At 60.7% G+C, this 11,279-nt stretch carries 13 protein-coding genes and 1 pseudogene; 1 reads left to right on the top strand and 13 read right to left on the bottom strand.

Annotated features, from left to right (window positions below):
• The first annotated feature begins 82 nt into the window (after nucleotides 1-82).
• Entirely contained in the window at nucleotides 83-1,189 is a 1,107-nt protein-coding gene (locus tag AC5RWT_RS29235) for an MFS transporter (RefSeq protein ID WP_494083260.1), read from the top strand.
• Here the strand turns inward: AC5RWT_RS29235 and AC5RWT_RS29230 are convergent.
• From AC5RWT_RS29230 to AC5RWT_RS29170, 13 genes and pseudogenes are all read right to left on the bottom strand, one after another.
• Nucleotides 1,186-1,482: an antibiotic biosynthesis monooxygenase family protein gene (locus tag AC5RWT_RS29230; RefSeq protein ID WP_494083258.1), complete on the bottom strand. Its 297-nt coding sequence runs from the start codon at nucleotides 1,480-1,482 to the stop codon at nucleotides 1,186-1,188. The genes AC5RWT_RS29235 and AC5RWT_RS29230 overlap by 4 nt on opposite strands.
• Before the next feature lie 173 nt (nucleotides 1,483-1,655).
• Complete coding sequence (locus AC5RWT_RS29225; protein ID WP_494083257.1) at nucleotides 1,656-2,081, bottom strand: carboxymuconolactone decarboxylase family protein; 426 nt, start codon at nucleotides 2,079-2,081, stop codon at nucleotides 1,656-1,658.
• A gap of 19 nt (nucleotides 2,082-2,100) precedes the next feature.
• On the bottom strand, nucleotides 2,101-2,862 hold the full coding sequence (locus AC5RWT_RS29220; protein WP_494083256.1) for an IclR family transcriptional regulator: 762 nt from the start codon (nucleotides 2,860-2,862) through the stop codon (nucleotides 2,101-2,103).
• Nucleotides 2,863-2,939: 77 nt separating this feature from the next.
• The gene (locus AC5RWT_RS29215; protein WP_494083255.1) at nucleotides 2,940-3,386 is read right to left on the bottom strand and encodes a YbhB/YbcL family Raf kinase inhibitor-like protein; all 447 of its coding nucleotides are present in this window, start codon (nucleotides 3,384-3,386) and stop codon (nucleotides 2,940-2,942) included.
• A 9-nt stretch (nucleotides 3,387-3,395) separates the two neighbouring features.
• Nucleotides 3,396-4,217, bottom strand: a complete 822-nt coding sequence (locus tag AC5RWT_RS29210) for an alpha/beta fold hydrolase (protein WP_494083254.1) — start codon at nucleotides 4,215-4,217, stop codon at nucleotides 3,396-3,398.
• Between the two features lie 2 nt (nucleotides 4,218-4,219).
• Nucleotides 4,220-5,152 (bottom strand): 3-hydroxyacyl-CoA dehydrogenase NAD-binding domain-containing protein, encoded by a 933-nt coding sequence (locus tag AC5RWT_RS29205; RefSeq protein WP_494083253.1) that lies wholly within the window; start codon nucleotides 5,150-5,152, stop codon nucleotides 4,220-4,222.
• A 37-nt stretch (nucleotides 5,153-5,189) separates the two neighbouring features.
• Entirely contained in the window at nucleotides 5,190-5,924 is a 735-nt protein-coding gene (locus tag AC5RWT_RS29200) for a class II aldolase/adducin family protein (protein ID WP_494083252.1), read from the bottom strand.
• A 31-nt stretch (nucleotides 5,925-5,955) separates the two neighbouring features.
• A complete protein-coding gene (locus tag AC5RWT_RS29195; protein ID WP_494083251.1) occupies nucleotides 5,956-6,546 on the bottom strand; it encodes an amino acid synthesis family protein in 591 nt (196 codons plus the stop codon).
• Nucleotides 6,543-7,688: an FAD-dependent oxidoreductase gene (locus AC5RWT_RS29190; protein ID WP_494083250.1), complete on the bottom strand. Its 1,146-nt coding sequence runs from the start codon at nucleotides 7,686-7,688 to the stop codon at nucleotides 6,543-6,545. Before AC5RWT_RS29190 ends, AC5RWT_RS29195 begins: the two co-directional genes overlap by 4 nt.
• Before the next feature lie 27 nt (nucleotides 7,689-7,715).
• On the bottom strand, nucleotides 7,716-8,759 hold the full coding sequence (locus AC5RWT_RS29185) for an ABC transporter substrate-binding protein (RefSeq protein ID WP_494083249.1): 1,044 nt from the start codon (nucleotides 8,757-8,759) through the stop codon (nucleotides 7,716-7,718).
• A 27-nt stretch (nucleotides 8,760-8,786) separates the two neighbouring features.
• Nucleotides 8,787-9,671, bottom strand: a complete 885-nt coding sequence (locus AC5RWT_RS29180) for an ABC transporter permease (protein ID WP_494083259.1) — start codon at nucleotides 9,669-9,671, stop codon at nucleotides 8,787-8,789.
• Nucleotides 9,671-10,453, bottom strand: a complete 783-nt coding sequence (locus tag AC5RWT_RS29175; protein ID WP_494083248.1) for an ABC transporter ATP-binding protein — start codon at nucleotides 10,451-10,453, stop codon at nucleotides 9,671-9,673. The genes AC5RWT_RS29180 and AC5RWT_RS29175 overlap by 1 nt, the downstream gene beginning before the upstream one ends.
• Nucleotides 10,454-10,723: 270 nt before the next feature.
• A pseudogene (locus AC5RWT_RS29170) lies at nucleotides 10,724-11,142 on the bottom strand (NAD(P)-dependent oxidoreductase).
• Nucleotides 11,143-11,279: the final 137 nt, after the last annotated feature.

Genomic DNA, 11,279 nt, shown 5'->3' with positions numbered 1-11,279 from the left:
GCGGAACTCGGCGGGATAGGGCTTGGGCACAGGAACATCCTTCCTGCAAGGAATGAATCCTCACAAGTCAGGAGTCAACTGAATTGGGGGCAGTCCCATCGGCCTCTTTGCTCCGTTCCTGGCCCTGCAACGGCCGGAGCTCACGGAGGTCCTCGGTTGGGCGGCCGCAGCGCAGTTCACCTCGTATTCCTTGGCTGCGCTGGCAGCCGCGCTCTTTGTCGATCGCGCCCCTCGTGCCGGCCTGCTGCTCGCGGGGGCGACCGCTGCTGTTGGGTGTCTGGGGGTCGCCGCCGCCTCGTCGCCGGCGGTGTTCGTAGCGGCCGTCTTTATCGGCGGAATGGGCGGTGGCTTCGCGTCTCCGGCCTTGGTCCCAGTGATTGACGCGGCGGTCCCGCCTCGGGCCTCCGCGACGGCGCAGTCGCTGGTGAACTCCGGAACGGCGGTCGGAGTGATTGGCGCGGGGCTGGTGGCCTCGGCAGCGGCGTCGGTCGGTTCGGCTTGGGTGCTCATGGCGCTGGCATGCGCTGCGACGGCGGTGGCGGTCTGGTACTCCGCCCGGGCACGGACGGATCTTGGGAACTCCGACCGCACTGGCCCAGAGCGGAGGACGAGCCGCGGACCTCTACTTGGACCGTGGCGCCTACTCGTCATTCCAAGCGTGGCAGCGGTCATTGCCGGTGCCGGCTCAGCCTTGATCTGGTCGTTCGGCCCGTTGCTGCTCACCGACGCTGAGTCCGTCGCTACCGAGCGGGTCGGATGGCTATGGATCGCCCTCGGCCTGGGCGGGTTCCTCGGCGTCTTCACCGGAGCACTGGTCCGTCGCCTGGGTACACGGGGCGGATGGTGCTTCTTCGCCGGTGTACTGGCCCTTGCCAGTGCAGGCGTGGCGGTATCCATGGCCACCGGCACCGCTTGGACCGCCTATGCCAGCATGGCTGTCTTCGGTGCCGGCTACATGAGTTTGTCCGGCGTGCTCATCCTCTGGGCACGCAACGTGTGGCCCGGCAGCGCCGGAGCCGGCACATCCGTGCTGTTTATAGCGCTGGCAACAGGCCAGGCACTGGGCTCCGCCGGCTTCGGGCTGGCCCGCGGGGCCGTGCCACCCGTTGTCCTCGCTACTGCCGCCGCCGCCCTCCTCGTCCTCGGCGGCCTCGCTGGGCTGATCCGTCAGCGGCAGCGCGTAACCTAATCGGCGAGCTCGACAACCTCGAACTCGAGCAGATCCGCCCCGCTGGCGACCGGCTGCTGCGAGCTGTTGTGGTCACGCGGCGCCCGATTGTCGCGCCAGTTCTCGAAGTCCTCGCGGGTGGCCCACTGTGTGTAGACGAAGTAGCGGTCCTCGCCGGCGACGGGACGCAGCAACTGGAAGCCCTCGAAGCCGGGAGCGGAATCAACCGCGTGCTTGCGGGCCGCGAAGCGGGCCTCCAGTTCAGTGCCCGAGCCCTCCGGAACCTTCAGTGCATTGATGACGACAATCGACACGATGCTCCTCACCCTTCTGCCCGGACCGTTCCAGGCCATCACACCTCAACGCTACCCGGTCACGTCGCCGTGTGGAGTAGCAGTAGGTTTGGAGGGCTGATGCAACTAGTCAGCCCGCAGTCGTCGTTCGCACACACGCAGGCCGAAAGGCCGAGAAAGGCTTCAAACAGCCCTCAAGATCTCTTAGCTGATACCGCTTGATCATCGTAGGTGCTGACGGTCGGTTCGATCCGGGGCGGCTGCACAACCTCGCACCAGGCCTCAAATCCGACTTGGAAAGCAACTATGCCCGCTTCCGGCAGCGCTATCTGGATGGCTTCCAAGATCTCCTCAGGGCTAACACCGTGTTTCAGCGCCACCTGAATGTGGCTCTTGATTTGCGCTTTACCCGCACGCATAACGGTCAGACTCAGGATGAACAACAGTTCCTTGGTACCCCGGTCCAGCCGGCGTTCCTGCAGATAGGCCGCTGATACCAGTTCATTAGTGGCCTGCAGTACAGGGAAGTCCGCCGCCGCCATGTACTTGTGGTAATCCAAGACGTAGCCGCGCTCGGCGGCCATCTCATTGACGTAGTCCTGTGCTGTGGATGCAGGCATAGGGAGTTCCTTATCTCGTCTAGACAGGTGCTTGCGGAGACCGGTTGAGGTTTTCGCTCAGATCCTTCGCCGCCTGGTGCACTTGCTTGCCAATGTTTTCGAGGGCATCGTGCTGGATTCGATATTCTGGTCCGGCTACGGACAGTGATGCCACCACCTGCCCGCCTACGTATACGGGGGCAGCGACGGCACAAACGCCGTCGTCCAGTTCTGCCCGACTGATCGCGAAGGGCTGTTGCTGCTGTCCTTGCAGTGCCTCAACAAAGTTGTCCAGTTGTCTCCCTTGGAGGGAGGGCACCATCCGCCCCATATAGCGACGGATCCAAGGCTCCCCTTGGCTGGCCAGGAGTACTCTCGCTCCGGCGCCTCGGTGGAGCGGCAGGATCTCTCCCGGAGCGTAGGAGATCCTCACCGTCATGTCGGATTCCCGAATCGCTGTGCAGGTAGCGTAATCACCGGACCGCTCAATCAAGAGGGCCGTCTCGCCGGTGCTTTGCCTCAGCTCCTCCAGCACAGCCTCTCCCTCAAGACGCAAATGTGTTGATGTGTTCACCGACTGGGCCAAGGCCAAAACCCTTGTGGTAAGAACGTAATGACCTCCTCCGGCCTCCGCCACCAGGGCCAGTTCCCGAAGAAGGGAGACGTACCTGTAGGCAGACGGGATGGATATCTCCACCAGCGATGCGATTTCCTCCACTGTCAAGGACGGTCTTTCCTCAAAGAGCATCAGGACGTTGAGGACACGCCGTGCACTGTCGACGCCTGGAGTTTTACCGCTCATTGCCATAACGTTCCGCCTCCCTTCATTACTCGGTGAATCACGAAAATGGGGCTAACGCACATGCCAGTTTCAAGTGATTAGGCGTCAAATGTTGCCACGAGCCGTGCCTGCTCCAAAATGTTTTCGGAATAGCCTGCAAGAAACTCTTCCCTTGTTGGCGTGCCCTCCACCCGTGTGTCGAGGGCATATACCCAGAAATAATAGTGGTGCGTTCCGTGCCCTGCCGGTGGCTGCGGTCCGCTGTACTCCTTATCTCCCATGGTGTTCGGGCCGAGGCGGAGCTCTCCGCTGAGGTTGCCTTCTTCGGGGCTGATTCCGTAGACGACCCAGTGCGTAAACCCGTTCGCCAGGGGTGCATCCGGATCATGCATGATCAAGGCAAGTTCTACCGTCCCAGCGGGGATCCCGCTGACCGATACGCGTGGCGTCTTGTTTCCGAAATCAGCAGCGTACGGCTCGGGAATACGGCTTCCTTGGTGGATATCACCGGCTGATACTTTGAGGTCTTTAATGTTTAGGGGCATTTGAAGGTATTACCTTTCGTTAGTTGGAAACTTATCAAGGAGTGCTTGGTGCACGACTTCCGGCGCAGCTTCGGGGATGTAGTGGTCGCAGTCGGGCACGGTGACGTAGTCGAAGTCCGGCCGTAATTTCTTTGCGCGCCTGAAGGCATGCTCGGAGACAATGCTGCTTTGCTCTCCCCGAATCACCACCACCGGCCTGCGGACGCTGCCGAACGCGTCACTGAAGTCGGTGCGGAAACTGTCGACTGTACCTTTCATGGATTCAGGTTCAGCCAGCGGCAGGTAGTCCTTGCCACGCTCTTCGTACCCGTAGAGTGCCCGCGTTTCTAGCGCTCTTCGCGGTGTTCGGGGGTAGCGCTCAACCAGGTAGTCGACAATTTCGTCGAATCCGGTGAACCTTCGGTGACCCCCTAAAACGCGGTGTTCAAGGTTGTCGATCACTTCAGGTTCCACAAACGGCAGGTAGTCGACGGCGATGACTCCTGCGATCCGCTCTGGCTCCATAGCCGCTGCAACGATGGCATTGCGAGCGCCCAGAGAGTGACCCACAAGGACCACATCTTCCAGGCCGAGATGCGCCACCAGTCCGAGTATGTCGCCGGCAAAGTCGTGCTGTGAGTAGCCAAGCGCTGGCTTGCTGCTCCGACCGTGCCCACGCTGGTCCAATGCGATGGCCCGATAGCCCTCGCCCAGACGTGTCGTCACACCGTCCCAAACGCCGAGACTGGCGGACGTGCCATGCAGGAAAAGCACCGGCCGGCCCTGTCCGGAGTCCCGGAAACAGATGGTTGTCCCGTCAATTTCGGCGTACTGCAGATCTTCGGTTTGCATTGTCAGACGGGTGTGATTTCGGACAGTGTCTTTCGAACGGCGACCAAGCCCCTGATGATATCGGCGCGCTTGGCTTCGACTTCCCCTTCGGCGTAGTCATACAGGCCTTGGCCGGTCTTCATGCCCAGTCTTCCGCTGGAAGTCAGCGACTTCACGATCTCCGAAACGTCGCTGCGCGCATCCAGGTCTTCGTTTAAGTAACTTGCCACTGACTCATAAATGTCCAAGCCTGCCATGTCCACCAGGCGCATCGGGCCGATGACGGCTAACTTGTAGCCGATGCCCCACTTCACGCAGGTGTCGAGGTCCTTTTGCGTAGCAACTCCTTCCTCCAGCAGGGCCATGCATTCGCGCAGGATTGCGTAGAGGACTCGGTTTTCGATGAACCCTGCTTTTTCCTTCTGCCTCACTGCCTCATAGCCGAATGATTCGACCATCGTGACGAGTTCCTTTTCGACAGTGTCGGTGGTCTTTTCTCCCTTGATGACTTCGATCATGGGAATGAGGTGTGGGGGATTGGACCAGTGCATGCCGATGAAGCGCTCGGGATTCTGCATGCTTTCGGCCATGGTGGTGATTGGTATACCGGAGGTGTTCGTCGCGATGATGGTGGTTGGGCTGACTATCTCCTCAACCTGCTGGAGCACCATCCGCTTCAGCTCCAGTTTCTCCGGCACTGCTTCGATCACCAGGTCGGCACCCTCTAGGGCCCGACGCTGATCCGTCTCGTAAGTGACCGATCCGCCCTCGACTACTGGAGTTCCGAGGTCGTCGAGTACCGCGGCTGCACCGTCGATCACCTTTTTCGCCCGGTCCAGGGCGTCTTGGCTTATGTCGTTCAGCCTGACCTGGCTCCCGCTGCGGGCCAGAAGCGCTGCGATACCGGGACCCATGCTGCCCGATCCGATGACAGTGGTAATGGTAGGGATTGCCATGTCTCTCCTTGTTATTTCCGGCTGTGGTTACGGGCAATCAGTTCTCGAGGCGGTCAAGCTGGCGGTTGTAGTAGTTCCAGAAGTTGTTCCGCGCCTTGGGCCGGTAAATCTCCTCGATCTTGTAAGCGGTTTCTTCCTTGGAGGGAAGGGTGTATTCCAGACCGGAGGTGGCCAAAGTGAGGTGGAACTTACAGGCGCGCTCCAGGAAGACGCCGGCCAAGGTCACGTCTTGGACCGTGGAACCTACGAAGCTGCAGCCGTGGTTACGCAGCAAGATCGCTAACGAGTTCCCCATGGCGTTCGCATGCTCCTTACCGAGTTGCACGCTCGTGATGATGTTCGACGTGAGGTCGAAACGCGGGACGCCTTCTTCGGCGAACCAGACCCCCTCATTGGTATAGGGGCCGAATTCAGCGGTAGTCGTAGCAAAAGCAGTTGTGTAGAACGGGTGGGAGTGGCCAATAAAGTTCACATCCGGGCGCGCCAGGTAGAGCTCGGAGTGAAGCGGCCACTCCAGGTGGAGGATGCCCTTGCCCTCCAGCACGTTGCCCTCGAAGTCAACCAAAATGAAGTCCTCGGCCTGGACCTCGTCTAGTCCGAGGTTGCCCCGCTTGAGCCACATGCCACGGCCTTCCGGGTCGCGGTAGCTCATGTGGCCCAGCGACATGTCACCGTGGCCTTCCATTTCCAGTATGCGGTGAGCCCGAGCCAACTGGTGGAGGGTGCTGTAGACGGACTGGTCGTTGCTGTAAAGGTTGTTGAAGTCCTGCATTTGAGTTCTCCTTGCTACGTGTGTGAATGCTTCAGGATGCGGAGGCACGGAATTCGGCGACGGTCATGCCTCCAACCCGCTCGTGGATGCGTCCGCCGGTCGAAACCGCCGCACAGATCAGCAGTTCATCGGCCCTAGGTCCGTCGGGAACGTGGAAGGAAATAGTGTCGTAGTGCGAACGCACGTAGACCTCGTCCTTGAATGCCAGCGGAATATCGATCGGCGTTCCCGCGGCCGCGGTCTTGGTGGTGGAGGAGATCCATGCTCCGCCTCCCCCGATGGCTTCGCGAAACGCATTGCCGAAGACGGTCGTAACGCAGGCAACCACGTGGTCCTGTTCACCCATTACGCCTGCGATGCCGCCCTTGCCATATCCCTCGACCTCGCGACCGTTTAGCAAAGCAACCGCTCTACGCCCCAACTCCGTGCCTAGGGCCGCGCTTGGGAGAGTCAGCGGCGAGAGATCCTCGACGTAACGGCCTGCGAAGGGGTTCTTGATGACCACGCCCACGCATGCTTTGATCAACGGCAAGTCAGCGGCTGGCCCGCCTTCGTGAACGATCTCTTGAACGGTGCTGTGGAAAGCTCGGACTTCATAGAAGTCCCCAATCAGCCGGCTCATGCTTTAGCTCCAATCATTGCGTGACGGCCAGGATCCGTAGGGTCGTACTGCGCCGTTTCGAGGTTTTCATCAGTGAACTGGTTGCCCTGCGACATGCCCCGGTTTGCCGCATAATCCGCTGAGCGACGCTGGCAGCGGTCGGTGATTGGGTGCTCAAGCCTGTCCCACTCGACCAACGCGTCGGGTAGGTCGCTCAAGCTGGATGCTGTCGCGGCGACGGCCATGGTGTACGCGTTTTGCATCGCGCAGCCGGCGCCCTGTGCCAGGGCTGGGCACATGGCGTGTGCGGCATCGCCGATGAGGGCGACCCGACCCTCGCTCCACTTCTCAAGCACCGTTGTTTGGTAGCCGTAGTACTTGGGGTCCGGAGCGTTGGCGGCGGCCTTGAGGACGGGGGCAAGTTCGGGGTATGCCGATGTCCAGAGGTCAAGGTCGATCGGTGTGCGGCTTCCCTGTTCGTCGGCGCGCGGGGCGCCGAGCGCGATGTACAGCTCACGCTCATTGCACGGAACGTAGAGGACGCGCAGGTAACGCGGTTCCAGGTTCCAGAAGTCGATGACGTTGTCCCACTCGCCTTCGCCCAGCTCCTCTTTCAGCCTTGGGACTAGGAAGCGGGTGATGCCGTCGCGGGACTTCCACCGCTCCTGCTCAAAGCCGATGGAGTCGCGGACCTGGGATCTGACGCCGTCGGCCCCCACAACCAGGTCTGCTTCGAGCGTTTGGCCGGAGGCCAAGGTCAGGAGTCCCTGCGGCGAGGCTCTGACTACCTTGGAACCGGTCACAAGTTCGACGCCGGCGTTCTGTGCCGCACCTAGCAGGCTCTTGTAGAGGTGAGGCCTGGTGGCAGTGCGCCAGAAGAGTCCGCCGAAATCCTCGCGGGAGACGCTTTCATGATGCATGCGCGTTTCATAGAAAGGCGGAGTCATGGAGTCTTCCATAACCGCATCGAGGGCTCCGATGGCTTCAAGGACCTTGAGGCTGTTGTGCCACAGCACGATCCCAGCCCCCTGCTCGCGGAGTTCCGTTCCGCTCTCATGTACACGGACTGTCCACCCCATGCGAGCGAGCGCCGTCGCTGCGGTGAGGCCGGCAAACCCTGCGCCGGCGATCTCCGCGTGCCGCCCGTTCTTGCCTGTAGGCATCAGCATTTTTCTGTCCCTCCGGTACGGTCAGTTGGCATTCGAGTTCTCGACGAACTCGTTGGTGTAGACGTCGGAAGTTGCGGGAGTCGTCTTGATTACTCCGCGGTCCGAAAGGATGCCGATGGTGGATTCCCACATCTGCGCGTCCATGGCCCCGAGCCCGTGCTCTTGGGTATGGTCGGACGTGAATGTGTGATCGATGTCAGCTTGCAGCTGCTTAGCGAAGAGTTCCTCATTGTCGGCCAGCTCGGCCGAAGTGCCAGCCAGCAATGCTGCAGTTTCCTCCGGGTTCTCAGCCACCCAGTCGAACGCCTTCAGGTAGGCATTGGTAAAGCGCTGTACCAGATCCGGGTCCTTCTCGATCAGCTCGTCCGTGGTGAACAGTCCGGAGCCGTAGGCGTCGTAGCCAAAATCGGAGCCCATCATGACACTGAGCTTGCCCTCACCGCCGGCATGCTGTTCCAGCAGAGGAACCTCGGCGTCGACGTAGCAAACAACCGCGTCGACCTGGCCCTGCATCAAGTAGTTCTCGTAGGGCGGTGTGACGGTCAGTTCTGTCACTGCTTTCTTGTCGACGTCGTTCGCCGCAAGGAGCGCTTGGTAGAAGATATAGGTCGAGCCAGCCGGGTGGACACCCATGGTCAGGCCCGGCAGATCCTTAGGACTCGTCAGCTCCACGTTCTCCTTGAGAGAGCACAACCCCAAGGGCGAGACCTGATTGACGGCCGCAATAGCCTTGACCTTCACGTCCTGCGTGCGGGCAGTGACGAGTGAGGGCAGATCGGCAAATCCGAAGTCAGCACCGCCGCTTCCGACCAGGCGGAGCGTATCGGGTGAGCCGCTGCCCTTGTTGATGGCCGTGACGTCGATGCCTTCCTCTTCGAAGTAACCCTTCTCTTGGGCTACGTGGAACATCGCGTGGTTGCCGCGTACTTGGTAGTCGAGCTGCACGGTCACTTCGTCGAGACCGTCTGCGGGTGCTTCGGCACCGGCTGAACCGCTGGAGCAGGCGGCGAGGAAGAGGATGCTTCCGGCGGCACAGGTTGCGGTGAAAGAACGAGAAAGTCGCATGGCTTCTCCTAAGAAGGGACTATCCGGTTAGTTGGTGGATTGCAGGGCGATATGAGGGAACTTGCGAACGAGCAGGTACTCTGCCAGCGACATCGCGTAATAGAAGACGAGGCCGAGGAGGGAAACCAGGATCAATGCAGCGAACATCAGCGGAGTGTCGAGCTGGGTCGAGGCGAACTGGATCAGATAGCCGAGCCCGTCCTGAGCCCCGGCGAACTCCGCCACGACGGCTCCGATGACCGCGAAGGTTATGGCGATCCTTAGTCCCGCAAAAAGGTATGGAAGGGACGTAGGGATCTGGATCTGGGTGCACACTTGGTTTTTGGAAGCACCGACTGAGCGCATCAGCAGCAGGAGCTCCTTATCGATGCTCTTCAGTCCGACCAACATGTTGAGAGTGATCGGGAAAAAGGCGATGACGACGATCAGCACAATCTTTGGGGCCAGTCCGTAGCCGAACCACAGAATGAAGATCGGCGCCAAGGCCACTTTAGGGACAACCTGGAACAGCACAATGAGCGGATAGAGCGCTCGTTCAAGCCACTGAAACCTTGCCAGCGCGACCGCTATGGCAATACCGACGACGATACTGATGAGGAAGCCGTAAAGAATTTCCTCGGTTGTCACCCAGGCCGCTTCGGTGAGCACCTCCCTGGAAGTCCACATCTCGGCGATGAATTCGCTCGGTTTGGCGATGACGAAGCTTGAAAGGTTCAGAAGGTCTACAGCTATTTCCCAAATAGCGACGACAGCGATAAATACCGCGGCGCTGGGCCAGTTATGACTCCACCAAGATTTCATTTTTCGACTCAGTTCTTTTTCTGGCCCTGCCAGATTTTGACCGTCACCGCTTAGCCCGGCGCCTCGATTGTGAATCTTGTGAACAGTGCTTCCGTTTCGGCTGCCCAGCATCACGCCACCGCCTTCGGCTCGAGTTGGCGTCGCAGGTGAGCGGCATATTCCTGAAAGGTGGGATCGTCGAAGACGTTTAGCGTGCGTGGGCGGGGCAGGTCAATCTCGAGTGTTTCGACGATGCGCCCGGGATTGGTCCCCATGACGTGGATGACATCGGAGAGGAACACCGCTTCCGGTATCGAGTGCGTGACAAAGACGATCGTCTTCTGCGTCTCCGCCCACACGTCAGCAAGCCGGAGGTTCATTTCATCGCGAGTGATTGCATCGAGGGCCCCGAAGGGTTCATCCATCAACAGGATCTGCGGATCGAGCGCCAGCGCCCTCGCGATGGAGACACGCTGAGCCATACCGCCGGAGAGCTGGTGCGGCAACTTGTTCGCGGCGGCCGTCAGCCCGACCATCTCCAAGGCCTTAGAAGCTGCTTCATCGATATCCGCTCCGCGCTTCTTGCGCGTGGCGATCTGTCGCAGCATGCGTATGTTGTCTATTGCGGATTTCCAGGGAAGCAATGCAGCCTTTTGGGGAACCAGGCCGAATTGGCGCTTTTTTACCGCGTCAGCCACCGGCAAGCCATTCACCATTACGTCACCAGTTGAAGGTTCTTCGATTCCGCCCAGAATCTTGAGCAGCGTGCTCTTGCCGCAGCCCGAGGGCCCTAGCAAGGACACGAAACTTTGCGGTCGGATTTCTATGTCTAAATCTTCGAGAACGGTTACGGCTGAACTGCCGGAACCATAACGCTTTCCCAGTCCGTGGGCCTTAATTCCTGCGAACTCCATAAATCTTGCCTCTTCGCTAGTAGTTCATGGATTCTCACGATGTGATATAGGTCTCTTAGAGAACGAGAATACCGAGGAGCGAGAGCAAGGTCAATGGATTTTGCTGGAATTCTTTTTCTTCTACTCGTGGGAGTGTCTTTGGCCTAGCTACCGGCGTGCTCGGCGCTGCGATCCCAAGCCGCGTGGCGCGACGATCGCCGACGGGTGGACGACCAGCGGATGGTCGGCGGGGTCCGGTTCCCCCGAAGCACATCCGGCATGGCACCGGCGCTATGGCCGGAGTGTAAGGCAGCGCAGAGCGCCTGTGTCGATGAGAGCGCCGCGCGACACGTTCACTACATAGCTGCCCGTCGGCAAGACAGCGAGGTTCTCGACCTCGGGCAGGTTCCGGGTTTCCTCGGTGAGCGCGTGCGCAGGCTGACCACGTTCGACGCCGCCAAGACCTCGGCGAGCTCGCCCCGGCGTACATCGGAAGGCCAGGCCTCGTCGGGGACGAAGGGGTCGTAGGCGATGACGGATCCGAAGACCGGGGCGGCCGGGCCCGCCAAGTACTGGGCGATGCGCCCGAACCCGATGAGCCCCAGGGTCAGCTCGCTGATTCGCGGCGGCACCGGGAATCCCTCCCCCGTCCAGTCCCCGCGCCGGGTGGCCGTCTGGGAGCGCGGCAGCTCGCGGATGAGCGAGAGCATGCCCGCGAACGCGTGCGTCGCCACGTCGCGGGTGGCAGCCTGGGAGCGCGGGAGCTCACGGATGAGCGAGGCACGGCGAAGGCGTGCGTGGCCCCGTCGCGGGTGGCCGCATGGGAGCGCGGGAGCTCACGGATGAG

Source organism: Arthrobacter sp. Dra40 (assembly GCF_059091905.1).
This window is presented reverse-complemented; position numbering and strand designations above follow the sequence as displayed.

Excerpts from the sequence above, each read along its gene's own strand:
- AC5RWT_RS29225 (WP_494083257.1), bottom strand. The coding sequence starts at position 2,081 with ATGCCTGCATCCACAGCACAGGACTACGTCAATGAGATGGCCGCCGAG.
- AC5RWT_RS29220 (WP_494083256.1), bottom strand. The coding sequence starts at position 2,862 with ATGAGCGGTAAAACTCCAGGCGTCGACAGTGCACGGCGTGTCCTCAAC.
- AC5RWT_RS29215 (WP_494083255.1), bottom strand. The coding sequence starts at position 3,386 with ATGCCCCTAAACATTAAAGACCTCAAAGTATCAGCCGGTGATATCCAC.
- AC5RWT_RS29210 (WP_494083254.1), bottom strand. The coding sequence starts at position 4,217 with ATGCAAACCGAAGATCTGCAGTACGCCGAAATTGACGGGACAACCATC.
- AC5RWT_RS29205 (WP_494083253.1), bottom strand. The coding sequence starts at position 5,152 with ATGGCAATCCCTACCATTACCACTGTCATCGGATCGGGCAGCATGGGT.
- AC5RWT_RS29200 (WP_494083252.1), bottom strand. The coding sequence starts at position 5,924 with ATGCAGGACTTCAACAACCTTTACAGCAACGACCAGTCCGTCTACAGC.
- AC5RWT_RS29195 (WP_494083251.1), bottom strand. The coding sequence starts at position 6,546 with ATGAGCCGGCTGATTGGGGACTTCTATGAAGTCCGAGCTTTCCACAGC.
- AC5RWT_RS29190 (WP_494083250.1), bottom strand. The coding sequence starts at position 7,688 with ATGCCTACAGGCAAGAACGGGCGGCACGCGGAGATCGCCGGCGCAGGG.
- AC5RWT_RS29185 (WP_494083249.1), bottom strand. The coding sequence starts at position 8,759 with ATGCGACTTTCTCGTTCTTTCACCGCAACCTGTGCCGCCGGAAGCATC.
- AC5RWT_RS29180 (WP_494083259.1), bottom strand. The coding sequence starts at position 9,671 with ATGCTGGGCAGCCGAAACGGAAGCACTGTTCACAAGATTCACAATCGA.
- AC5RWT_RS29175 (WP_494083248.1), bottom strand. The coding sequence starts at position 10,453 with ATGGAGTTCGCAGGAATTAAGGCCCACGGACTGGGAAAGCGTTATGGT.